Below are 25,582 nucleotides of genomic sequence, written 5' to 3'. Positions count from 1 at the left end.
TTGTCAGAGTGAAAAAGCTTTGATAAGGTTTTTTATTTGTTGATATTCAATGGGTTTTCTTGTTGTTAAAGGCAAAACCTTAGAAAAGAATCGGATATAGGAAAAGTAATTCGAAAGTAATAGATTGTATTTAAAAATATTTCGGAAGAATTAAGTATTAAATTTTTTGAAAAATAGATTTCGTTTTTGTAGATTTGTGCGATTTTAAAATTATTTGTTTTCAAATTTTTTAGAGTTGATAGTGATAAGTGAATTAAATCATAATTATTTAAAAATTTAATGTAAAAAATGTTTGTGAAAATATCTATTTTTAACATTTTGAGAGAGTGAATCAATATTATAGAACTATATTAACAACAATTTTTAAAATAACCAAAGTATGTTTAAACAATTATTTGCAACATTTGTGCTGATGCTCTTGGCGTTGCCACTGTCAGCACAGGTAAAGGTAACTGGAAAGGTTACCGATGAAAACAACAGTCCGCTGCCTGGTGCTAGCATCGTGGTAAAAGGGACTACAAGCGGAGTGAGTTCCGATTTCGATGGAAACTATGAAATCCAAGCCAAACAAGGCGATGTACTCGAAGTCTCGTTCATTGGCTTTCAAACCCAAACCAAAAAAGTAACGGAAGGGGGGGGTAAATCATTAATTATCAACTTCTTACTAAAAGAAGACGCCCAACAACTCGATGATGTGGTAGTGGTTGGGTACGGAACACAGAAAAAAGAGAATTTAACGGGAGCGGTGGCAACCGTTGATGCAAAAGTATTAGAAAGCCGTCCGCTCACTACCATCGGACAAGGGTTACAAGGATTAGTCCCTAACTTAAATATCGGAGTGGGTAATGGTCGTCCAGGAACAGGTGCCAATTTCAATATTCGCGGTTTTACTTCCATCAATGGCGGAAATCCCTTAGTACTTGTTGATGGAGTGCAAATGGATCCTAATCAAATTAACCCGAATGACGTAGAGAATGTAACCGTACTTAAAGATGCCGCTTCGGCAGCTATCTATGGGGGGCGTGCCGCTTTTGGGGTAGTGCTTATCACTACCAAACAAGGAAAAAAAGGAGCTCCGCTTCAAGTGGACATCTCCACAAATTATTCGCTTACACGCCCTACACGTTTGCCTAAATTGGTAAATTCGTTAGAATATTTAACGATGTATATACAAGCCGATGAAGTTGGAAGGCTTACAGGAGGGGCGAGCGGAAGCCAAGGCTTTGGACAAGAAGACATTGACAGGGTAAAAAAATATATGGCTGACCCACGTCCTGAAAATGCGGTGTATATTGACCCTACCAATCCGCGAAAATACCGTTATGTAGGCAATACCGATTGGATTGAGGAAATGTACCCTGGTTGGGCTCCGCAATCGCAACACAACATTTCTCTTTCAGGAGGCTCAGAAAAAACTACTTATATCGCCTCTGTTGGAATGTTCGAACAACAAGGACTTTTCAAAGTGTCTAATCAAAAATTTAATCGTTACAATTTAAATCTCGGGCTAACTACTGATGTTACCAAGTGGCTTACTCTTGGAGTTAAAACAAGCCTAAATCGCAAACAAAACGACCAGACTTCAAACGGGCGTAATGGTGTTGAAACAGAACGTTTTGCAAGTGATTTAAAACCTTTGATGCCAGTGCGTCACCCTGACGGAAATTTCTCAGGACAAGGTAGTTTTACCAATCCGTTCGCGATGATTGCCACAGGAGGAAGAGAAAAGTACGCTTCTGATGATATATGGGTAACAGGAAATTTTGTATTCAAACCCATTAAAAACGTAAAAGTGGTAGGGGACTATACTTGGAATTCGTATAGAAACAATAGTAAAACAAACGTAAAACGTTTCAAAGAATACGGAGCACCTACCGATGGTGTTAGTATTTTTGACCCTACAAAGGCTGCTGATTTGGGCTTCTTCCCACACACCAATACTTCCCGAGTAGATGAAAGTAGCAGCCAAGATATCTACAAAGCAGCTAACATTTATGCACAGTACGAAAACACCTTTGCTGAAAAACACTATTTCAAAGCAATGGTAGGGTATAGCCAAGAAGAAAAACACAACGAATCTTTTTGGGTAAGTGTGAAAAACCTCATCAATCAAGATTATCCGTACCTGAAACTAAACAACGATGATAAACCTGGCGTAGGTAGTGGAATTTCTGACTGGGCTTTGATAGGTTCTTTCTTCCGTTTGAACTACGTATTTGCTGAAAAATATCTGTTAGAAATCAACGGGCGTTATGACGGTTCTTCCAAATTCAGCAAAAATAACAGATATGTATTCAGCCCTTCGGCTTCGTTGGGTTGGCGTATTTCTAAGGAAGGATTTTTTGAGCCTCTAACCAAAGTAGTAAGTGATTTGAAATTCCGTGTGTCCTACGGTGATTTACCCAACCAATATGTGGGAGGAAATTACCCGTATTTGGCAACAATGGGCTATGGAGCACAAACAGGCTATCTGTTCGGCAATGCAGGACTTCCTTACGTAAATGCTCCTGGATTAGTGAGCGATAACTTTACTTGGGAAACCGTAGAAACGCGTAACATAGGGGTAGATTACGGCTTCTTTAACAACCGCTTATCAGGTTCGTTTGACTATTATATCCGAAATACTAAAGGAATGTTGGTGAACGGAGTTCCTTTGCCCAAAGTGTTGGGAACAGGGTCTCCACAGCGAAATGCTGCCGATTTGGAAACCAAAGGATTTGAGTTTTCCATCGGCTGGAAAGACCGAGTTTCCGAAGATTTTAGTTATAATATAAGTTTCAATTTGGCAGATAGTCGTTCATTCATTACCAAATTTGATTTGAACCCAACAGGAAATATAAATCAATATTATGTTGGTAGAGAAATTGGAGAAATATGGGGATATACCTCTAATGGTTTGTACCAAACCGATGAAGATGCCGCTAAACTTGATAAGAAAAAATTGGCCGGTTACAAATGGTTGGCTGGTGACGTAAAATTTGAGGATTTGAATGGTGATGGAAAAATCAATAATGGAGATAATACCTTAGATAATCCTGGTGATATGAGCATTATAGGAAACAACCGTTCACGTTACACTTTCGGGGTAAATATGGGAGCTAATTACAAAGGATTCGATTTTTCGTTATTCTTACAAGGTACGGCAAAAAGAGATTATGCTTTGGGTGGCACTTATTTTTGGGGCTTTACCAACCAATGGGCAGTACCTACTACCGAGCAATTGGATTATTGGACACCTGAAACCCCAAATGCTTACTTCCCAAGACAACGTTTCGGGGGAGGAAACTTCCAAACCTCTACACGCTACTTGCAAGATGCTTCTTACTTACGTGTAAAACAAATCACATTGGGTTACACCTTGCCTAAGGACGTAATGCAAGCCATTGGAATGAGTAATTTGAGGGTTTATGTAACAGGAGAAAATGTAATGGAATTTACCAAACTCATAAAATCATACGACCCTGAATTGCTTAATCAGATTTACCCACTTAACAGAGTATTTACCTTTGGGGTACAAGCACGATTCTAATAATTTTAAAAAGAACAAAACAATGAAGAATAAAATTAAACATATCGCAATAGGATTATCGGCTGTGCTGACAATCGTTTCTTGTAAAAACGATGATTTTTTGGACAAGTTTCCTCCTGATGCGTTTACCGAGCCTTCCTATTTTAAAACAGAACAAGAATTGAGTTTTTTTGCTAACCGATTCTACGGAAGCTTGCCTTTGAGCATCTTACAACATAGAGATGTACAGTCGGATAATATGGTACCTAATAGTCCTGATGACTTTTTATTTGGGACATACACAGTTCCCTCATCAGGAGGAGGTTGGGACACAGGTGCTTGGAATGGCATACGAAATTGTAATTTCTTTTTAGAAAATTACCAAAAAGTTCCAGGGACAACCAAAGAAAAATATGCGGCAGAGGTTCGTTTTTTCAGGGCGTTATACTATTGGGAAAAAGTAGTTCGCTTTGGTGATGTGCCGTTAATACTCAAAAAAGTAGGTGATGCCTCACCTGAAATATATGGTCCAAGAGAACCTCACAAAAAAGTGATGGACGAAGTTTTGAAAGACCTTGATTTTGCTATTGAGCATCTGCCCGAAAAGGCAAATGCAGAGGCAGGAAGGTTACACAAAGATGCTGCCCTTGCTCTCAAATCAAGAATTGCACTTTGGGAAGGTACTTTCCGTAAGTATCACAATTTAGGTGATGAGCGTGTATTTTTGGAAGCAGCCGTTGATGCCAGTGAAAAACTGATGACAAAAGGATATGAAATCTATTCCACAGGAAAGCCAAATGAGGATTATCGCAATTTATTCATTCAGGATAATTTGGCAGGCAATAAAGAAGCTATATTCCACAGACATTATCTGCGTGCTGTTGAAACTGGAAGACACGAATATAGCCGTTCAGCCAAAGGCTCTAACAACGGATGTAGCAAGGATTTTATGGAGTACTACCTCTTTAAAGATGGAAAACCAATTAGTACTACCTCTTATACCTATGACGACAGCACCCCAAGCAAAGAAGCTGAAAACAGAGATCCACGCTATGCACAAACCGTAGCCACACCAGGGTTCGTAAAAACGAGTTCTACCCCGCCAGTGATTGTAAATCTCCCAGAAATAGGCACACCAGTAACTACCACAGGGTATTGGTTTATCAAAGGAATGTCAAGCGATCCAAAACAGGAAGAGGCGTACAGTAGTGATACGGATATGTTCATCTTTCGATATGCGGAAGTATTGTTAAACTACGCCGAAGCCAAGTACGAATTGGGTACATTGTCACAAGCTGATTTGGATAGAACTATCAACAAAATCAGAGACCGAGTGGCTATGCCACACCTGACAATGGGAGTAGCAGCAGACACTAATGCCAGTGATTATGGGTATGACGTAGCTCCCATTCTTTACGAAATACGCAGAGAGCGTCGTGTAGAGCTTGTAGGAGAAGGTTTCCGATTTAATGACATCTTACGTTGGAAGGCTGGAAAACTGCTTAACAATCCGAAAACTATAAAAGGAATGAAATTAACAGATGAGTTGAAAGCGGAGTATAATAGCCCTGCCGTTAGTCAACTTCCTGTTGACGACCAAAAATATCGGATTGTTTATCCAGCATTTCCTAACGGACGCACTTGGGACGACAAAATGTACCTATACCCCATACCAACAGATGAGTTAAAATTGGTTGGGTACGAGCAGAACCCAGGTTGGTAATAATCAATTTTAAACAAGCGAATTTTCATTGCATACGAAAAGGGATTAGCGACAGTTAATCCCTTTTTCTTTCAAAAACCTTTGAAAATCTTTGAAAAAAATCGTAACTTTACCCCATTAAATACCAACCATATGAAACCAAAAATTGTTGAAAGAAAGTACATATTCCCCTTTGTACTTATAACGAGTTTGTTCGCTCTTTGGGGATTTGCTAACGACATTACCAACCCAATGGTGGCTGCGTTCCAGACAGTAATGGAAATTCCGGTGAGTAAAGCCGCCCTTATTCAGTTTGCATTTTATGGAGGCTACGGAACAATGGCAATTCCTGCTGCGATTTTCGCACAAAAGTACAGTTATAAAAAAGGAATTTTATTAGGGTTGTTGCTGTATTCCGTTGGGGCATTGTTGTTTTATCCGGCGGCACAGTGGCAAGAATTCTCTTTCTTCCTAATTTCTCTTTATATTTTAACTTTCGGGCTTGCCTTTTTGGAAACCACAGCAAATCCTTATATTCTTTCAATGGGAAGCGAAGTCACTGCTACTCGAAGGCTGAATTTGGCACAGGCATTCAACCCAATGGGTTCGCTTTTAGGAATGTTCGTAGCTTCAAATTTTGTTCTTTCTAACTTGGAATCAGATAAGCGTGATAGTGCTGGAAATCTGATATTTGAAACTTTGCCTCAAGCGGAAAAAATGTCAATCCGAACCCACGACTTGGGCATCATCAGCCAGCCTTATATTCTTCTCGGATTTTTTGTTTTGTTGATGCTCATTGTCATAGCTTTAGCAAAAATGCCCGAAACACGCCAGAAAGTTAGTGAAAAAATAGATTTCTTAGGAAGTCTTAAGCGATTATCAAAAAATAGGGTGTATCGTGAAGGAGTTATTGCTCAGGTTTTTTATGTGGCGGCACAAATTATGTGTTGGACGTTTATTATCCAGTATGCTGAAAATATCGGTTTGGATAAAGCTACTGCTCAGAGATACAATATTTTAGCGATGGCTATTTTTCTCTCTTCACGATTTGTCAGCACCTTTTTAATGAAATACGTAAAGGCTTCGTTTATGCTCACTATTTTTGCCATCGGCGGATTTGTTTCTATTTTAGGTGTTATTTTTATTGAAGGAATGTTGGGCTTGTATTGCTTGATTCTCACCTCAGGATTTATGTCGCTGATGTTCCCTACGATTTACGGACTAGCTCTTGAAAAAACAGGTAAAGACACAGGATTGGGAGCTGCGGGCTTGGTTATGGCTATTGTGGGAGGTGCGTTAATGCCTCCTTTGCAAGGAAGTATCATTGATTTGGAAAGAATTGGAAATTTTGCGGCTGTAAATGTCTCTTTTGTGCTTCCGCTGTTGTGCTTTTTGATTATAGGAATTTACGGATTCCGAGTGTATCATAATGAAAAATTAGGCTCATAATACTTTTAATTGTTTTTTATTGCAAAAATCTCTATGAAATTTTCTTTCGTAGGGATTTTTTCATTTTTCAAGAAATTATTTTTCTTCTAATTCTTTCTCGCAAAGCAAATTGTATTAATGAGAAAATAATTTGTCTTTTGCCTTAAAATCACTATTTTTGCCTTCTATTCATCAAAATAAAGAAAATTTATGGTTCGTTTGCAAATTGTTTTAGGATTTGTTTTTTCGTTTGTGGTTTCTTCGTTGTATTCGCAAGTAACTATTAATCAGGAAAATAATATTTCTGAATTGATGGAACTAAAAAAAGAAGTTGCTAAAAATGAAAGTGCCTATCAGATACAAATTTATAACGGAAACATTGCAGGAGCTAACGAAGCTTTGGCAAAGGTCAAGGAACAATTAAAGCAATATCCTTCTCAGCTAATTTTTGAAACTCCAAATTACAAAATCCGAATTGGAAGTTTCAGAACCCGTCTTGAGGCTGAAAAACACTTAGTTGAAGTAAAAAAAGTATATCCGGCTGCTTTTGTAATGGCTCCTAAAAAATAGTTTTGGAGTGAAAATCTGAGGGTTTGGCTATGTTTAAGAAAAATTCGCTTCGGTTACGTATCTTCTTGAGTATGACCTTTTTGATATTGATTGCTTTCGCTACGATTGCCGTGGTGATGATTCTTCAATATCAAAAGCAGGCGGTTGAGTACCACGATGAGCGACTAATTGACAAAGAAAGCCAAATTAAAACACAAATTCACTACGTTCTCTCACAAACTACATATCCGGTTGAAACTTCATATATTTCATTGATTTTCAGGGAATCAATATATAATATTGCTAATATTTTAAACGTAAATTTTGATTTATATGACCTAAACGGAAATCTTCTGAAAAGTTCGCGTGCGGTACTTGGCGATAACAAAGACACTTTGAAAATTTCAAAGGATATTTTGCAGAAACTCGCAACGGATATTGATAAGCGTTTTTCGGAACATAAAGAGCTGGAAGGCAGGGGCTATCAAACTTCGTATGGATATGTTAATGACTTGCAATTCAAGCCAATAGCTATTTTAAATATTCCTTATTTTGAAAATGATACATTCAATGAAAGAGCTTTGGAAGGGTCTTTATATAATCTTTCTATGGTGTATTTTTCATTGTTGGTTTTAGCATTGGTTTTGGCATATTTTATTTCTTCTTATATAACTAAGTCGTTGAAAACCATTGAGAAAAGGCTTGAGCGAACTCGGCTTTTGGAACGAAATGAAAAAATCATATTAAAATCACCAAGTACAGAAATAGGGCAATTAGTAGGGGCTTATAACAGTATGATTGACGAAATTGAAAACAGTAAAGTGCTGTTAGCCAAGTCCGAACGAGAGCAAGCGTGGCGGGAAATGGCAAAACAAGTGGCTCACGAAATAAAAAATCCGCTTACTCCAATGCGGCTTTCGGTACAAAGTTTTCAGCGGAAATTTGGAAAACAACCTGAAAATAGTGAAGAAGTAAATGAATTTTGCGAATCAATGATTCAACAGATTGATATTCTGAGTAATATATCAACGGCTTTTTCAGCTTTAACCAATATGCCGGATAAAAATGATGAATATTTCAATATCATCCCGATTGTTAAACGAACGCTGGATATTTTTGATTCTAAGTATATTACGTTCGTTTGTGCAGAAAAAGAAATCACCGTTTTATTTGATAAAGACCAAATGGGACGTGTTGTAACTAATTTGGTGAAAAATGCCTTGCAAGCAACTGAAGGACAGTTGAATAGAAACATTCTGGTTTCTTTGACCAAATCAAATAATTTTGTTGAATTATCCGTAAGTGATAACGGAGTTGGTATTTCTGCCGAAAATATGGACAAAATTTTTGAACCCAAATTTACTACAAAATCTACGGGAAGTGGTTTGGGGCTTGCAATGGTAAAAAGCATCGTTTCGTCCTATAACGGAACAATTTCCCTGACTTCCAAAGAAGGGGAGGGAAGCACATTTACTGTTCGATTGAAAAGTGAGGAAAGTTAGATTTTTTTTCCAATTAATTTTAATTCTTTCTATTGCATTGATTTTCTGTAAGATTTCCACCATCTTTCAGGGATAGTTCCTTGAGTAGCCTCAATATATTCTTTTTGATTGCAAGGCATTAATCCCAAAGGCAAATGATTCTGATGTCCTGAAAATTTATCGCTTCCGGGTTTCATCCACCAACGTCCAGTGGCATTGCTTTTGAAAAATTCAATTTGAACATCATCAATCGGGACGATATATTTTGTGTAATTGTCGTCATTTACGATGGGTAATTCTTTGATTCTGAAGTTGTATCCTTCATTGAAGTACCAAATCATTTCAGCTACTAATTCCGAGGCTAATTCTGTTTGTGGAATATCAAAAATTCCGTAAACTTGCACGTTGTTACTAATGCCTACATAACGAGAAATGGTGCAAATTTCACGATTCGAAAATCCGTTTACATAGCCCGTTTCACTATTAATATCACGAGCCTGAACGCTTGTCATATCCACGCTCACAAGGTCTGCATCACGCATTGCAGGTTCTATTGATGGGAGGTCATTCACTACATTTCCTAATCGGTGAGCATCGAAACACATTTTGTCAAGCAAATCCAATTCTTCTTGTGCCACGTAGTAAGATTGATACCCTAAATTAGTGAAATCGAATAAGTTATTTGGAGTTTCAGTTAAAATTCTGCTAAAATAAGAATTTTCGGAAAAAAGTTCTTCTTCATCGTTGAAATCAAATTTTGCATCGACACTCACCAAATTTACCATTTGTTCCAAATCGTCAAAACTTCGGTATAAAGCATATGTCAAGTGCTGTTCGCCTCCAACTACAATTGAAGTGATTCCTTTTTTTGTCAGATAACTAACCATCTCTCTAATAGCAAAATACGTGTCTTTTTCCGACGGACTTTCTATCAGATTTCCTAAATCTGCCATTGTAAAATTCCAATTTCCTACATAAAGTGAATACAATTTCTTCCGAAAATCTGTCATTTTTCGGGTGTGGCTTTCAATGCAGAAAAGAGCTATTTTTACTCCTTCCAAATCAGGTAATCCATCTTCCAGAAGATATTTTTTTATCTGAAAACCAATCTGTTGCTGTCTATACGTTTGCGAAGTAATTGAATCTGAAATAGGTTGTAAATAAAATAATGGCATCTTTACGTGTTAAAAAATTAGTTATCAGTTATGTTTTGAAAATCGTTTTCTACGAAAAATGATAAAAGTCTGAAAATGTGCATTTTTTAAAATCGGGCTAAGCCACAAAGTTACATTTTATTTTCAATTCGATTATAAATATCACAAAAAATAAATACTTTTGCTTCTGATAGAATTTAAAACGATACATTGATGAAATCTATTCAAGAAATCCGAAAAGATTTTCCTATACTGGAACGAAAAGTAAATGGTAAACCTCTAACATATTTTGATAATGCAGCTACTTCACAAACACCTGTGCAAGTGATAGATAGCATTGTAAATTATTATTCTTTTTTGAACGCTAATATTCATCGCGGAGTACATACTCTCAGCCAAGAAGCTACCGATGCTTATGAAAAAGCTCGCATCAAATTGCAGAAACATTTCAATGCAAAAAAGTCATCTGAAATTATTTTTACTTCCGGAGCTACACAAGCTATCAATCTGGTAGCCAACGGATATGCTTCAATTTTGAAAGAAGGAGATGAAATTATTGTTTCGGCATCGGAGCATCATAGCAATATCGTTCCGTGGCAATTTGCTTGCGAGCGAAGTGGAGCAACTTTGAAGGTTATTCCGATGGATAAAAAAGGAATTTTAGACCTTGAGGCATTTGAGAAATTGTTGAGCAATAGAACAAAATTAGTGTGTGTGCAGCACGTTTCCAATGCGTTAGGGAATATTCATCCTATTGAAATTATCATCAGAAAAGCTCACGAAAAAGGAGCTGTTGTATTGGTAGATGGTGCTCAATCTGCTCCACACATTCAGGCTGATGTTCAGGCTCTTGATGTTGATTTTTACGCTGTATCTGCTCATAAAATGTATGGTCCTACGGGTGCGGGCATACTTTACGGAAAAGAAGCATTATTAAACGAACTTCCTCCGTATCAAGGTGGGGGAGAGATGATTAAAGAGGTTAGGTTTGAAGGTTCAACTTACGCCGATTTGCCACATAAATTTGAAGCAGGAACGCCCAATATTTGCGGAGGAATTGCTTTCGGGAGTGCGATAGATTACATTCACGAACTTGGAGTTGAAAATATAGCAAATTACGAACACAAATTGTTGGAATATGCCACTCAAAAACTCAAAACAGTTGATGGAATTGAAATTTACGGAAACGATGACCTTACTAAACGAACAGCAGTTATTTCATTCAATTTGAAAGGGATACATCCGTATGACGTAGGCACGATATTGGACAAATTAGGAATTGCCGTCAGAACGGGGCATCATTGTGCACAACCAATTATGGAATTTTATAACATTCCAGGAACTGTTCGAGTGAGTTTTGCAGTCTATAATACTTTCGAAGAAATAGATGCTTTTGTTGAAGGGCTTAAAAAAGCTCAAATGATGTTGCAATAACTCGAAGAAATCGAAAGGTTTTATGAAAAAATAAAGACTTTAAAAATGAAAAATTTCCTTTTTCTTATATTTCTTGTATTGTTATTTTCTTGCAAAAATAATAACCAAAATGCTTCTCCAAAAACAAAAACAGACGTAATTGAAGCAGAAAAAAAGTCTGAGCCGGAAAATATTTCTTTAACAGAAGTTTCTGACAATGAGAAGGTTGCTTCTGAAGAAGAAAAAATGGAGTCGCCTCACAGTGATTTTGTGAATATCAAAAGCTTGTCAAATGATTTTATTTTGGATATTAAGTATGCCACGGAAGATAATTTTTTGAAGCAAGCTGTGTATGACTGTCCCGAATGTTACTTACGCAAAGCTACGGCAAAGGCTTTAGTGGCTGCTAGTGAAGAGTTTAAAGCTTTAGGATTTCGGCTTAAATTGTTTGATTGTTATCGTCCTCTTTCGGTACAGAAAAAAATGTGGGCAATTTTGCCGGGAACGCATTATGTGGCAAATCCTGCAAAGGGTTCAAAACATAATCGAGGAGCTGCGGTGGACTTAACTCTGGTGGATGTGGCTGGAAATGAATTAGATATGGGCACTCCTTTTGATTTTTTCGGGAAAGAAGCCCATCACACTTACACAAATTTGCCGGAAGAAGTGCTGAAAAATCGGAAGCTTTTGAAAGACATTTTAAACAAACACAATTTCAAATCAATTTATTCCGAATGGTGGCATTATGAGTTTCGACCTGAAATGAACTCAAAAGTAGAGGATTTTGTATGGGAATGTGAGTAACTTCATTTCCTAATAAAAAATTAAAAGTCTTTTTTTTTCAAAAGAAAAACAGTAATTTCGTAACTTGATAAGAGATTTTCAGGAAACAAAAAATGAAAAAACATACACAATATCTTACTTTAGTCGTTGTAATTCAGTTGTTTATTTTTGGCTGTACTCCTAATGCAAACACATATTACAACCGACAAATGCAACCCATCGTTACTAAGTACAACGTGCTTTTCAATGGAGAAGAAGCTTTTGATTTGGGCTTGAAAGAACTTCAGCAGCAGTATCAGGATAACTTCAGTGAGATTTTACCTGTGGAGCCTATCAAAATGTCAGGAAAAATTCAATTGGACGGCATTGAAAATCCGAATTTTGAACGAGCAGAAGAAAAGGCTATCAAAACAATTCAGCTGCATTCAATGGTTTTCAAGGGAGTTCAGCGGAATTATAAAATTGACGATGCTTATGTGTTATTAGGGAAAGCTCGCTATTACAACGAACGTTTTCTTCCTGCGTTAGAGGCTTTTAATCACTTACTTACGAACTACGGAAAAAGCGAACGCATCCCTGAAGCCGCCATTTGGGCTCAAAAAACAAATCTTCGGTTAGGGAAAGACAAAATCGCAATTGAAAAACTTCACGAATTACTGTCTGTTGAAAAATTACGCAAGAACGATAAAGCTGAAGCCTACGCAACATTAGGGCAAGCGTACATCAATCAGGAAATGTATCCTAATGCGGCTGAAGCTCTTTATTTGGCAGGAAAATTTACTAAAAATAATCTCCTCAGAGGGCGATATTATTTCATTGCAGCTCAGCTTTATGAGAAACAAAAACAACGAGATTCGGCGGTGGTTGCCTACGAAAAAGTGATTAACCTGAATTGGAAAATTTCACGAAAATTATGGATGGAAGCCCAAGCAGGCAAGGCTCGTAATAAAGATTTCTCTCCCGAAGAGAAAATTGAGTTTTTAGAGTATTTGACGAAATTAGAAAAACGCTATGAACATAAAGATTTGTTAGATGTTCTTTACTTCACGCACGGTTCTCTTATTCAAGAAAATAGCAAAGCAACCGCCACCGATTTCTATCGTAAATCTTTGAAAAACAACAAAGAAAATAATCCTCTTAAAGCAAAAACACACGAACGTTTGGCAGAAATTTTCTTTGAACAGAAAGATTATACAGGAGCTTATCATCACTTGGACAGTACTTTAGCTTACATTCCGGAACATACCTTTGAGCGTCTTTACATTGAGCGAAAAAAAGAGAATTTGGCTAAAATCACGGAGCTCGAATACACTGTAAAACAGAATGATAGCGTCATAAGAATCGCAAAATTACCAAAAGAAGAGCAATTGATTTTCTTTCAGAAACATATTGATTCTTTACAAAAATCTGCGGAACAAAAGCAACTCAATTCTTCCTCAGATGATTTAGGTTCAGGATTTTATGTTCAAAATATGCCTGAACAGCAAGGAGGAAAGTTCTATTTTTATAACCCAATGGCAATAGCCTACGGAAAGCAACAATTTCAGCAATATTGGGGAAATCGTGCCTTGGAGGATAATTGGCGTTGGTCATCGAAAGAGAAAAATATAGTTGTGCAATCTGCGGAAGTTTCTGAAAATGAGAAGAGTATTTCTGATGAAAATTCTTTAACGACTGAATTTTTCATTGAAAAGTTACCAAAATCGGAAGTAGAAATAATACGATTGGAAAAAGATAGAAATCAGGCTTTGTATCAATTAGGAGTTTTGTATAGGTCTAAGTTTGGTGATAATGAATTAGCTATCAGTCGTTTGGGAAAATTATTGGAAGCCAATCCTGATGCCAATTTGGAAGTAGCCGCATTGTATGAATTGTACAAAAACTATATTGATTTGGATAGTTCAAAATCGGAAGATTTTAAAAATCAATTATTTAATAAATTTCCGGAATCGGATTATGTAAGCATTTTGAAGGGAAATATATCTTCACAACAACAGAAAGACCAAAAGGCTCAGGAACTTTTAGAAGCTCTTACCGCTGATTTTGAAAGTGGAAAAATTGCAGAAACATTGCGTACTTTGGAAGATAATAGGCTTTCTTTCCACGAAACGGCTGTTGCTCCTAAATTGGAAATGTTAAAGGCTGATGCTGTCGCTCGTTTGTATGGAATTGCATCGTATCGTCAAGTACTTGAGCAAATTACGATAAATTATCCTGAAACTGATGAAAGTAAGTTAGCCAAGGAATTATTAGAAAAATTAAGTGACACAGAGAAGGAAGATTTTGTTACTGACGAAAAAACAAAGTCTTGGAAAGTAGTTATCGTTGGTACTTCTTCGGAAAATCGACAAGAGATTAGAAATCAGCTCATTGAAAAGTCGGCTACAATTTCAGATAAAATTTCTGTGTCAGAAGATATTTACAATTCTGAAGAAACTTGGCTTGTCATTCACGGACTTCAAAACCGAAATACAGCAGAAAGTATCATCGAAAAACTACAAGAAATTCAAGTAAATCATAAGTTTACCAACTTCGCTATTGCAACTGAAAATTATCGTTTGGTGCAAATCAAAAAGAATAAAGAAAAATTTTTTGAGTACGAAAATGGTTTAAAAAAATAGAAATTCTATATTGAAAAGAAAAAGGCTATCAAACAGATAGCCTTTTTTTATCACACCAAAAATTGGAACAAATCGGGTTTGTTGTTGAGGTAATCGCCGTAGAAATTGTGTTTTTTCATTCGGTCGATAAGAGGTTGTAAATCAGATTCGTGTTTTAGTTCGATACCTACCACGGCAGGACCATTTTCACGATTATGCTTTTTGGAATATTCAAAATAAGTAATATCGTCAGTTTTACCGAGTATTTCCGCCACAAATTCTTTCAGAGCTCCGGCACGTTGTGGGAAACGCACGATAAAATAATGCTTCAAATTGGCGTAAAGCAGGGCACGTTCTTTAATTTCTGCCGTTCGGGTGATGTCGTTATTGCTTCCGCTGATAACACAAACCACATTTTTACCTTTAATTTTTTCTTTGTAGAAATCCAAAGCCGAAATAGCCAACGCTCCCGCAGGTTCTACCACAATGGCATCGCGGTTGTACAAATCCAAAATGGTTTGGCATACTTTGCCTTCGGGTACCAGCACGATGTCGTCCAGAAATTGTCGGCAAATTTCAAAATTCAAATCTCCCACCTTTTTAACCGATGCACCATCTACAAATTTGTCAATTTCAGTGAGTTCCACAGGTTTTCCTGCTTTTAGGGCTTCTTGCATTGAAGGAGCTCCCAAAGGCTCAACCCCGATGATTTTTGTTTGTGGTGAAAGCATTTTGAATATTGCCGAAAGCCCCGCCGAAAGTCCGCCTCCACCGATAGGCACAAACACGTAATCTATTGGGCTTTGAGCTTGGTCTAATATTTCCAGCCCGATAGTTGCCTGTCCTTCAATAACTTTTTCATCATCAAAGGGCGGTACGAACGTTTTTTCGTTTTCTTGGGCAAATTGTATTGCGGCATAGTTCGAGTCGTCAAAAGTATCGCCTTGCAGAATGATATTAACATTTTCTTCTCCAAACATTTGCACTTGTTCTATCTTTTGCTGAGGCGTGGTTACGGGCATATAAATATCGCCTTTAATCCCCAACATTCGGCAGGAAAGAGCCACTCCTTGGGCGTGATTTCCAGCACTTGCACAGACGATTCCTTTCCGTTTATCTTCTTCCGAAAGTGAACTGATTTTGTTGTAAGCTCCCCGTATTTTGTAGGAGCGTACCTGTTGCAAATCTTCTCTTTTAAGAAAAACCTCAGCTCCGAATAACTTTCCGAGCCGAATGCTTTGCGAAAGCGGAGTGGTAGTTATTACCGATTTTATCCGCAACATTGCTTTCTGAACTTCCTGAACTTGTGGTATGTATGTCGTTTTTGTTTCCATATTATTTTATACGTTTCATATCGGTCATATAGGTTCGTAGGGTGTTTCCTATTTTTTCTATCGGGTGATTTTGTATGGCTTTGTTTACGGCTATCAGTTGCAAATTATCGACCTGATTGGATGTTGAAAAATCACGCCCAAGGATTTCTTTTTCCAACGCATTGATATAATCAGAAAGCAATGGACGACACGCATTATCAAACAGATAGTTTCCGTATTCGGCGGTATCGGAAATGGTTTTGTTCATTTCGTACAATTTTTTTCGAGCAACGGTATTGGCTATAAGTGGCAATTCGTGAAGCGATTCGTAGTAAGCCGACTCTTCCTTCATTCCCGATTCGGTCATTACCTCAAAAGCCAATTCCACTCCCGCCTTTACGATGGCAACCAGAAGCGTTGCGTGGTCGAAATAGGTTTGTTCGGAGATGGTTTCTTGGGTAGCGGGTGTTTTTTCAAAGTCCGTTTGTGCCGTAGCCACCCGCCACGCAAGTAGATTTTTATCGTCATTTGTCCAATCTTCCATCATTGTTTTTGAAAAATGACCGCTCAAAATGTCGTCCATATGTTTTTCAAAAAGTGGACGCATTTTCTTTTTTAAATCTTCGGAAATGGTAAAGGCTCTCACTTTGGCAGGATTTGATAGGCGATTCATCATATGGGTAATTCCGCCGTGTTTTAGGGCTTCGGTAATGGTCTCCCAGCCATACTGAATCAGTTTTGAAGCGTACTCGGGGGCGATTCCTTCTCGTTTCATCTTGTTGAAAGCCAGTATAGAACCCGTTTGAAGCAAGCCGCAGAGCATCGTTTGTTCGCCCATCAAATCCGATTTTACTTCGGCTACAAAAGAAGAACGCAACACCCCTGCCGTATGGCTTCCCAAAGCTGCGGCATACGCCTTTGCCCACTCAAAGCCCTTGCCTTCGGGGTCGTTTTCGGGGTGTACAGCAATCAAAGTAGGCACACCGAATCCGCGTTTGTACTCCTCACGCACTTCTGAGCCAGGCGATTTGGGAGCGACCATAATCACCGTAATATCTTTACGTATTTGCATTCCTTCTTCCACAATGTTGAAGCCGTGCGAGTACGAGAGTGTCGCACCCTCTTTCATCAAAGGCATAATGTTGTTAATCACGGAAGTATGCTGTTTGTCGGGTGTTAAATTACAGACCAAATCCGCCTTTGGGATAAGCTCCTCAAAGGTTCCTACCTTAAAGCCGTTGGCTGTTGTATTGGTGTACGAAGGGCGTTTTTCGGCAATGGCACACTCACGCAAAGCATAGGAAACATCCAAACCTGAATCACGCATATTCAGCCCTTGATTCAATCCCTGAGCTCCTGCCCCCACGATGACAATTTTCTTTCCTTTAAGTGCTTCAACCCCTTGACTGAAATCACTTTTTTGCAATAGTTCGCAAACGCCCAATTGAGCTAATTTATCTCTGAAATTCAATGTGTTAAAATAATTTTTCATTTTTTTTCTGACTTTAATTAAAAGGTGTTATTATTGGCTATCTGTCTCATATTTATCAAGTAAGGAAGATACTTTCATTTCCGTTTTGGAAACAGCAATCCGTGCCGAACCCGAAAATTGCATTATGCCGTAGGGTTTGAGTTCCTTGTAAAGTTGCTCGATGCTTTCGCGTGTGCCTGTTTTTGAGATTACGTAAAAATCCCTGTAAACCGTCGCTATGGTTGCGTTATTCCGTTGAATGATAGCTTGTACGGGGGTTTCTTCATCAAAAAGCGAAGTTGCGGGCATCTTGAAAAGTGAGTTTTCCAAAAAGACGATTTCTTCATCAGTATGGTAAAATACTTTTATGATTTCGATTTGCTTTTCAATCTGTTTTACAATGTGTTCCACCCATTTTTGTGTGGTGTGAGTAACGATTATCATTCGGAAAACATTCTCGATTTCGGACTTTGATACGTTGATGCTTTCCATATCGATGTGTCTTCTGAGGAAAATCCCCGTTACTCTGTTGAGTAGCCCAAGCTGATTTTCCGAATATATGGTGATGGTGTATGTTTTATTTTCCATATCTACAATTTTACGTTTTTAAGTTCAATATTTTGGGGTTCAATGTTTCAGATTCAATGTTTTAAGGTAATGTAAGATGTCTTAAAAAAGGTTTTTGTGTCAGGCTGAGCGTAGTCGAAGCCTTGTAATTATAAGGCTTCGACTACGCTCAGCCTGACAATCGGAACTATCATCATACTTTTTTATACGCCCCAACGTTTTATTATTCATTGTTCATTACCCCTTTATTTCAATCGCACTTCCGAAACCGAAGCTCCCGTAGGCACCATCGGGAATACGTTATTTTCTTTTTCGACACGAACTTCCAAAAAGTAAGCCTTGTCGCAGGCGAGCATTTCTTTAATGGATTCCTCTAAATCAGTGCGTTGGGTTACTAATTTGGATTTGATATGATATCCTTCGGCAATTTTGATAAAATCAGGATTTGTCATTTCGGTAGAAGCATATCGGCGGTCAAAAAATAATTCTTGCCATTGGCGTACCATTCCTAAAAATTCGTTATTAAGTACTACGATTTTCACAGGAATTTGCGATTGGAATATCGTCCCTAATTCCTGAATGGTCATCTGAAAACCGCCATCACCGATGATTGCAACTACTTGTTTTTGAGGAACTCCAAGTTTTGCCCCGATAGCTGCCGGAAGCCCGAATCCCATCGTTCCCAATCCGCCCGAAGTGATTTTACTGCGTGTTTGTTTGAACTTACCATAACGACAAGCAATCATTTGATGTTGCCCTACATCCGAAACGATTACAGCTTCCTCTCCCGAATGTTTGTTTATCAATTCGAGCACTTCGCCCATAGTCATCCCGACTTTTTCGGGATATAGCTCGTTTTTGATAACTATCTTATATTCATCTTTATCGTACTGTTTGAACGCATCTCGCCAATGTGTATGTTGCTTCTTCTCAATCAAAGGAATTATTTTTTGCAAGGCTTCTTTTACGTCCGCCAGAACGGCAACATCGGTTTTTACGTTTTTGTCTATTTCGGCAGGGTCGATATCAAAATGTATGATTTTGGCTTGCTTGGCGTATCTGCTTAAATCCCCCGTAACGCGGTCGTCAAAACGCATTCCGAGAGCGATAAGCACATCACATTGATTGGTAAGCACATTTGGGGCATAATTGCCGTGCATTCCCACCATCCCAACGTAATTCGGATGACTTGTAGGTAAGGCGGAAAGCCCAAGAATAGTGGCTGCTGCTGGAATATCTGCCTTTTCCAAAAAGGTTTTCAGTTCATTTTCAGCCTCTGCCAGAACAATTCCTTGCCCGAAAATCACGTATGGTTTTTGTGCATTATTGATGATTTGTGCTGCTTCTTCAATTTTAGTTTGGTCAATTTCAGGAACAGGTTTGTAACTTCTTATGCCGTTACATTTTTTATAGTTGAAATGAGCAACTTGGTCAAATTGAGCACTTTTCACGATGTCGATAAGTACTGGTCCGGGTCTTCCTGAGCGAGCAATGTAGAAGGCTTTAGCGATGACTTCGGTAATTTCATCGGCTTCGGTGATTTGGTAATTCCACTTGGTTACGGGCGTTGAAATCCCGATGATGTCCGTTTCTTGGAAGGCATCTGTTCCTAATAAGTGCTTGGCTACCTGTCCGGTAATGCACACTAACGGAGTGGAATCGATTTGAGCATCGGCAATTCCGGTGATGATGTTGGTAGCCCCTGGTCCGGAAGTTGCGAAAACCACCCCGACCCTTCTCGTAGCACGAGCGTAACCTTGAGCTGCGTGAATAGCTCCCTGCTCGTGGCGAGTGAGGATATGCTTCAACTGATTTTGGTATTTGTAAAGTTCGTCGTAAACGGGCATTATGGCTCCGCCTGGGTATCCGAAAGCCAAATCTACGCCTTCGGCTAATAAACTTTTGATTAAAACTTCTGCTCCTGTCATCTTATTTTATGTTTTGATTCTGATTCTATTTTGCGTTTTTCTGTTGTGTTATAGCCAATTCTATATAATTTGTCTTTTTTCTGTTCTTTTGTCTTGAAACAAAAGAACCAAAAATTCAAGACTTTGGATACTGCACTAAAAATCAATTCATTCCGCTGAAAATCTCCAAACTCGCTTCGCTCAAACAATGGATATTTTCTACGCTACATTCATTGATTTTCTTAACGCTTCGTCTCCAAGGTCGTTAGCTCACTCTTGAAAAGAACGACAATTTAATGTGGGTTAGTTATATTTCTCTGATTAATTCTTCTTCGGGTGGTGCTTTTTCGTTAGAAACTTTTAGAACTCGCTGAAAATGAGACCAACTCAATTTGGCGAACAGTGTTCGCCATTTCTCTATTTCGGGAAAAGTCAAATAAAATTGACGTATTTCTCTCAAAGTTCTGTAACTATATCCTTTTCCAAATTCGTTTGTCAATTCTGCGGACAAATTCTGCAAAACTTCCTTTCCGTATTTGGCTCGATTTTCACCATTTTGTTCTTCTTCCACAATTCGTCTGCCAATTTGCCAATAGGCTTCCACCATTGCCGAATTGATAGCCGCATAAGCCCGTTGCCTCGCCTGTGATAGAATATTTTTTATTTCAGCAATATAGTCCCTCTTATACAAATAGTTTTCTTTCATCATATTAAATTTCACGTTGAAACGTAATAAACCTTTTTTCTTCACTTATTGCCTTTTTTCAACAACATTTCGAGCATTTTTTGTAAGCGTTTTTCTTTGGTTTCCTGCTTTTTAGCTTCGTTTATCCATTTGATATACTCATTTCGGTGCGAAGGGGGCATTGTCTGAAACACCGCATACGCCTCGGGCGTTTCTTTCAAAAAATTTTCTATATCGTTATTATTGGTCATTTTTTTGGTAATTTACTCTTTTTCAGTAATTTCGCTATTTTGGGCGATTTCATCAAAGCTATCGACGATTTTGCCCACACTGCCATCGTCCGTGTAATATTCCCAAACGGACATATTATCTTGAATATTAAAATATAAGCGAACACCATCGCCACCATCGGCAAACATAAAACTATTTTTAAGCCTCTCTATATCAATACTTTCTCCGTCCATATCGTGTCGGCGTACGGCATTGTTTTGTATCCGCTTGTCTTCACTTGCCCAAATTTTGACATATTCCCAGCTTTGTAAACCTTTTCCTACGGACTCGGTCAGGCGATTTTTGTTGTGTAAATCAATTTCTTGGTCGTTCATTTCCAGTAATATAAATAATTCAAAACCCGCCAATAATTTTTGTACGAAGCAGGTAATTCAAAGCCATTTTTCTGCTCAATTTCTTGGATTCTTTGCATATTTATTTCCGTTTTTTCTTGATTAAACTCATTAACTTAATTTTTGCTTTTCAACTAAAACTCATCGGTTACACACCCTTGCGAGGCAGAACTCACCGTACGGGCGTATTTGTAAAGCACCCCGCGTTTGGCGGTTTCTTTCAGTGGTTTTTGCACGAAATTTTTGCGTCTTTGGGTGAGTTCTTCCTCAGTGAGATGTACGTCAATGGTATTTTTTATCGCATCAATGGTGATTAGGTCGCCGTCTTGTACCAAAGCGATATTTCCGCCGTTTTGGGCTTCGGGCGAAATATGCCCCACCACAAATCCGTGTGAACCGCCCGAAAATCGTCCGTCGGTAATGAGTGCCACTTTTTTGCCCAAACCTGCTCCCATTATGGCGGAAGTCGGTTTTAACATTTCGGGCATTCCCGGTCCTCCTTTCGGTCCTTCGTAACGAATTACCACCACCGTTCCTTCGATTACTTCGCCTTTGGCAATTCCTTCATTAGCCAGAAATTCCCCTTCATAAACTTTGGCTTTGCCTGTGAAAGAAAGCCCTTCTTTACCCGTGATTTTCGCCACCGCTCCTTCGGGGGCTAAATTTCCGTAGAGAATACGAATATGCCCCGTTTCTTTAATTGGTTTTTCCAACGGGAAAATAATTTCTTGATTTTCAGGAAGTGGTGAAACATTAGCCAGATTTTCGGCTATGGTTTTTCCTGTAACCGTCAGGCAATCACCGTGTAATAATCCTTTTTCGAGCAAATATTTCATTACGGCAGGAATTCCTCCAATGTGATGCAGGTCTTCCATAACGTATTTTCCGCTAGGTTTGAGGTCGGCAATGAAAGGCGTGGTTTCGCTCAGTTGGGCAAAATCATCAATAGTCATCGGAATTTGAGCTGCTTTTGCAATGGCTAAAAAATGTAATACCGCATTGGTAGAGCCACCCAAAGCCACCACCAAACGAAAGGCGTTTTCGATGGATTTTCGGGTAACAATATCGGAGGGTTTAATGTCGTTTTCTTGCAAATAACGGAGATATTTCCCGACTTTGAGGCATTCGTTTTTTTTGGCATCGCCCGAAGCAGGTGTTGAAGAATTGTACGGCAAACTCATTCCGAGGGCTTCAATTGCCGATGCCATTGTATTGGCGGTGTACATTCCACCACAAGCTCCCTCACCAGGACAGGCTTTGTGAATGACTTCCCGATATTCTTTTTCGTCGATTGTACCTGCCACTTTTTGTCCCCAAGCCTCGAAAGCGGAAACTACGTCGAGTTTCTTTCCGTTGTGGCAACCCGCAGCGATGGTTCCGCCATACACCAAAATCGAAGGGCGATTCAGCCGAAGCATCGCCATCAAAGCCCCAGGCATATTTTTATCGCAGCCCACCACCGTAACGAGTGCATCGTAGCACATTGCCTGCACTACGGTTTCAACCGAATCGGCAATAATATCGCGAGACACAAGCGAATAACGCATTCCGTAGGTTCCCATTGAAATTCCGTCCGAAACGCCTATGGTGTTAAATATAAGCCCCACCGAACCCGATTCTTGTACGCCTTCTTTAATTTTCAAAGCTAAACCATTGAGGTGCATATTGCAGGGATTTCCTTCATAGCCCGTACTTGCGATGCCCACCAAAGGTTTTTGTAAATCGCTGTCAGTAAGTCCCAAAGCGTGGAGCATCGCCTGTGCGGCGGGTTGGGTGTCGTCTTGTGTTACTTGCTTGCTGTATTTGTTTAATTCCATTTTATTTCCTAATTTTTTCGTCAGTTTTAAAAAGAAAAACCTGCATCAGTTTGGGTTGATGCAGGTTTTTTTATTTCGTTTACAGATATAAAGCCTCGCATCAATAGGTGTTATTGATGATAATAATAAGGCTAATAATGCTGTAAAAATATATTCTTGTCATTTTTTGAATTTTCCGAGCGACAAAAGTAATAAAATATATTAAAACTCCAAATATTATTGAGAATAAATTTTGAAAAGGATTGATTTTTTGTTTTTTATCTTTTTTGAAATTTTTAAAAATTAGTGGGAAGCTATTTGCTTCTTTCAGGATTTGTGGTCAGAAGATTTGTGAAGATTATTAAAAAGGAAAAGTTGTTGATACTAAGTGTATTAAATTTTTGCAATAAAAAAATCGCAACACTTTCAATATTAAAGCATTACGATTTTTTCGTGTACTCGGAGCGGGACTTGAACCCGCACAGGCATTGCTGCCCACTGGATTTTAAGTCCAGCGTGTCTACCGATTCCACCATCCGAGCCTCTGTATTAAGGCAATAAAAAGAGCGAAAAACGGGGTTCGAACCCGCGACCTCAACCTTGGCAAGGTTGCGCTCTACCAACTGAGCTATTTTCGCGTAAAATGTTTCTCTCAAAAGCAACCCTTATCCGATTGCGAGTGCAAAGATAAGAACATTTTTTTACTTGGCAAATATTTTTCTTTCTTTTTGAAAAATATTTTTCTTTCCGAAGAGTATTTTACATTCTTTCAGGAACTTGTATTCCTAACATAGCGAAAGCCGATGCAATAATTTCGCTTATTTTTTTACAAAGCGATACCCGAAATTCTCTTTTTGCCACATTTTCTTCTCCTAAAATGGATACATTCTGGTAAAATGAATTAAAGTCTTTCACCAAATCATATACGTAGTTGGCAATGACCGCAGGGCTGTACAAATCTGCTGCGTTTTGCACCACTTCGGGGAAAAGCTCCATATTTTTGAGCAAAGTTTTCTCCTTCGGATGTAACTCTAAAATCGATTCATTATTTGATTTTGAAACTCCTATTTCGTTGTATTTCCGCAAGATAGACTTTATTCGGGCATAAGTGTACTGAACAAAAGGACCTGTGTTTCCTTGAAAATCAATGGATTCTTTCGGGTCAAAAAGAATGCGTTTTTTCGGATCAACCTTCAGAATGTAGTATTTCAAAGCCCCCAAACCGATGGTGTGGTACAGTTCCTTTTTCTGATTTTCATCGTATCCGTCCAATTTCCCTAATTCTTGCGAAATTTCCTCAGCAGTTTGCTCCATTTCAGCAATTAAATCGTCGGCATCTACCACTGTTCCTTCACGGCTTTTCATTTTTCCGCTCGGCAAATCCACCATTCCGTAACTCAAATGATACAGATTTTCAGCCCAATCAAAGCCTAATTTTTTTAGAATTAAAAACAGAACTTTAAAATGGTAATCTTGCTCATTTCCAACGGTATAAACCATTCCTTTTACATCTGGAAAATCTTTTACACGCTGAGTTGCCGTACCAATATCTTGGGTGATGTACACGGAAGTTCCGTCGGAGCGGAGGACTAATTTCTCGTCCAAACCATCGGCGGTTAAATCGCACCAAACCGAACCGTCTTCTTTCTTGAAGAAAACGCCTTTTCGTAAGCCTTCTTCAATGATGTCTTTCCCTAATAAATATGTGTCGCTTTCGTAATAATACGAATCAAAATCAACGCCTAAATTTTTGTAAGTGGTTGAAAATCCGTCGTAAACCCATTGATTCATTTCTTTCCAAAGCGAAATAACTTGCTCATCGCCAGCTTCCCATTTTCTGAGCATTTCTTGTGCTTCTAAAAATATAGGTGCTTGTTTTTCAGCTTCTTCTTTAGTTTTTCCTTCGGAGATAAGTTGTTCAATTTCAGATTTATACGCCTTATCGAAAGCTACATAATAATTCCCGACAAGTTTATCGCCTTTAAGCCCCGAATTTTCAGGTGTTTCGCCATTTCCAAAACGTTGCCAAGCAATCATTGATTTGCAGATGTGTATCCCTCTGTCGTTGATAATCTGAGTTTTATACACTTTATGTCCGGCTGCTTTTAAAATTTCTGCTACCGAATATCCTAATAAATTATTGCGGATATGCCCCAAATGCAGCGGTTTGTTGGTGTTTGGCGAAGAATATTCAACCATTATGGTCTTTTTGGAATTGGGCGTCGCCAAACCAAAATTATTTTCGTTTTCTATACTTTTCAGAAAATCAATATAATAAGAATCAGAAATTACCAAATTCAAAAATCCTTTAATCACATTGAATCCGCTTACTTCAGATACGTTTTCTTGCAAAAAAGCTCCGATTTGTTGCCCAATTTGTTCGGGATTTCCCTTAATCTGACGCAACATCGGGAAAATTACAATCGTAATATCGCCTTCAAATTCCTTTTTAGTTTGCTGTAATTCAACGTTTTCAAACTGAATGCCAAAAAGATGCTCAACTGCCTTTTGTGTATGTTGTTTTAGTATTTCTTGTAAATTCTGCATATCTGAAATATTTTTTCATTGTAGCCCGCAAAGATACATAATTTCCAAACGAATT

At 38.4% G+C, this 25,582-nt stretch carries 18 protein-coding genes and 2 tRNA genes; 8 read left to right on the top strand and 12 right to left on the bottom strand.

Annotation, left to right across the window (positions count from 1 at the left end; all coding sequences use genetic code 11):
• Positions 1-379 precede the first annotated feature (379 nt).
• From CGC58_RS04285 to CGC58_RS04265, 5 genes are all read left to right on the top strand, one after another.
• Complete coding sequence (locus CGC58_RS04285) at positions 380-3,529, top strand: SusC/RagA family TonB-linked outer membrane protein (protein WP_198540754.1); 3,150 nt, start codon at positions 380-382, stop codon at positions 3,527-3,529.
• A 22-nt stretch (positions 3,530-3,551) separates the two neighbouring features.
• Entirely contained in the window at positions 3,552-5,231 is a 1,680-nt protein-coding gene (locus tag CGC58_RS04280; protein ID WP_095897111.1) for a RagB/SusD family nutrient uptake outer membrane protein, read from the top strand.
• 132 nt (positions 5,232-5,363) lie between these two features.
• Positions 5,364-6,659 carry an L-fucose:H+ symporter permease gene (gene fucP, locus CGC58_RS04275; RefSeq protein WP_095895285.1) on the top strand — a complete coding sequence of 432 codons (1,296 nt, stop codon included), beginning with the start codon at positions 5,364-5,366 and terminating at the stop codon, positions 6,657-6,659.
• 189 nt (positions 6,660-6,848) lie between these two features.
• Entirely contained in the window at positions 6,849-7,208 is a 360-nt protein-coding gene (locus CGC58_RS04270) for an SPOR domain-containing protein (RefSeq protein ID WP_095895283.1), read from the top strand.
• A gap of 29 nt (positions 7,209-7,237) precedes the next feature.
• Positions 7,238-8,689 carry a sensor histidine kinase gene (locus CGC58_RS04265; protein ID WP_095895282.1) on the top strand — a complete coding sequence of 484 codons (1,452 nt, stop codon included), beginning with the start codon at positions 7,238-7,240 and terminating at the stop codon, positions 8,687-8,689.
• A 29-nt stretch (positions 8,690-8,718) separates the two neighbouring features.
• Here CGC58_RS04265 and CGC58_RS04260 read toward each other — a convergent pair whose 3' ends face one another.
• Positions 8,719-9,843 (bottom strand): formimidoylglutamase, encoded by a 1,125-nt coding sequence (locus CGC58_RS04260; protein ID WP_095895280.1) that lies wholly within the window; start codon positions 9,841-9,843, stop codon positions 8,719-8,721.
• Positions 9,844-10,035: 192 nt separating this feature from the next.
• Between CGC58_RS04260 and CGC58_RS04255 the strand changes: the two genes are divergently transcribed.
• The 3 genes from CGC58_RS04255 to porW all read left to right on the top strand — a co-directional run bounded on the left by CGC58_RS04255 (position 10,036) and on the right by porW (position 14,639).
• Positions 10,036-11,256 (top strand): aminotransferase class V-fold PLP-dependent enzyme, encoded by a 1,221-nt coding sequence (locus tag CGC58_RS04255; protein ID WP_095895278.1) that lies wholly within the window; start codon positions 10,036-10,038, stop codon positions 11,254-11,256.
• Between the two features lie 225 nt (positions 11,257-11,481).
• Positions 11,482-12,039: a M15 family metallopeptidase gene (locus CGC58_RS04250; protein ID WP_095897110.1), complete on the top strand. Its 558-nt coding sequence runs from the start codon at positions 11,482-11,484 to the stop codon at positions 12,037-12,039.
• A gap of 92 nt (positions 12,040-12,131) precedes the next feature.
• The gene (gene porW / locus CGC58_RS04245) at positions 12,132-14,639 is read left to right on the top strand and encodes a type IX secretion system periplasmic lipoprotein PorW/SprE (RefSeq protein ID WP_095895277.1); all 2,508 of its coding nucleotides are present in this window, start codon (positions 12,132-12,134) and stop codon (positions 14,637-14,639) included.
• 50 nt (positions 14,640-14,689) lie between these two features.
• On the opposite strand, the gene ilvA is transcribed toward porW, so the two are convergent.
• The 11 genes from ilvA to argS all read right to left on the bottom strand — a co-directional run bounded on the left by ilvA (position 14,690) and on the right by argS (position 25,527).
• Complete coding sequence (gene ilvA, locus CGC58_RS04240) at positions 14,690-15,952, bottom strand: threonine ammonia-lyase IlvA (RefSeq protein WP_095895275.1); 1,263 nt, start codon at positions 15,950-15,952, stop codon at positions 14,690-14,692.
• A gap of 1 nt (position 15,953) precedes the next feature.
• Entirely contained in the window at positions 15,954-17,423 is a 1,470-nt protein-coding gene (gene ilvC / locus CGC58_RS04235; protein ID WP_095895273.1) for a ketol-acid reductoisomerase, read from the bottom strand.
• Between the two features lie 30 nt (positions 17,424-17,453).
• A complete protein-coding gene (ilvN, locus tag CGC58_RS04230; RefSeq protein WP_095895271.1) occupies positions 17,454-17,990 on the bottom strand; it encodes an acetolactate synthase small subunit in 537 nt (178 codons plus the stop codon).
• Between the two features lie 224 nt (positions 17,991-18,214).
• Complete coding sequence (gene ilvB, locus CGC58_RS04225; RefSeq protein ID WP_095895269.1) at positions 18,215-19,897, bottom strand: biosynthetic-type acetolactate synthase large subunit; 1,683 nt, start codon at positions 19,895-19,897, stop codon at positions 18,215-18,217.
• A 286-nt stretch (positions 19,898-20,183) separates the two neighbouring features.
• The gene (locus CGC58_RS04220; protein WP_232748864.1) at positions 20,184-20,627 is read right to left on the bottom strand and encodes a DUF1016 N-terminal domain-containing protein; all 444 of its coding nucleotides are present in this window, start codon (positions 20,625-20,627) and stop codon (positions 20,184-20,186) included.
• Positions 20,624-20,812 (bottom strand): YdeI/OmpD-associated family protein, encoded by a 189-nt coding sequence (locus tag CGC58_RS04215; RefSeq protein WP_095895268.1) that lies wholly within the window; start codon positions 20,810-20,812, stop codon positions 20,624-20,626. Before CGC58_RS04215 ends, CGC58_RS04220 begins: the two co-directional genes overlap by 4 nt.
• 12 nt (positions 20,813-20,824) lie before the next feature.
• A complete protein-coding gene (locus tag CGC58_RS04210) occupies positions 20,825-21,166 on the bottom strand; it encodes an SMI1/KNR4 family protein (protein ID WP_095895267.1) in 342 nt (113 codons plus the stop codon).
• A 152-nt stretch (positions 21,167-21,318) separates the two neighbouring features.
• Complete coding sequence (gene ilvD, locus CGC58_RS04205) at positions 21,319-23,001, bottom strand: dihydroxy-acid dehydratase (RefSeq protein ID WP_095895265.1); 1,683 nt, start codon at positions 22,999-23,001, stop codon at positions 21,319-21,321.
• A 435-nt stretch (positions 23,002-23,436) separates the two neighbouring features.
• A tRNA-Leu gene (locus tag CGC58_RS04200) sits at positions 23,437-23,522 on the bottom strand.
• Positions 23,523-23,545: 23 nt separating this feature from the next.
• A tRNA-Gly gene (locus tag CGC58_RS04195) sits at positions 23,546-23,618 on the bottom strand.
• 121 nt (positions 23,619-23,739) lie between these two features.
• The gene (argS, locus tag CGC58_RS04190) at positions 23,740-25,527 is read right to left on the bottom strand and encodes an arginine--tRNA ligase (RefSeq protein ID WP_095895263.1); all 1,788 of its coding nucleotides are present in this window, start codon (positions 25,525-25,527) and stop codon (positions 23,740-23,742) included.
• Positions 25,528-25,582 lie beyond the last annotated feature (55 nt).

This window comes from Capnocytophaga stomatis (genome assembly GCF_002302635.1).
Taxonomy (GTDB): domain Bacteria; phylum Bacteroidota; class Bacteroidia; order Flavobacteriales; family Flavobacteriaceae; genus Capnocytophaga; species Capnocytophaga stomatis.
The sequence above is the reverse complement of the archived record's forward strand: the minus strand, read 5'-3'. Positions and strand labels throughout refer to the sequence as shown.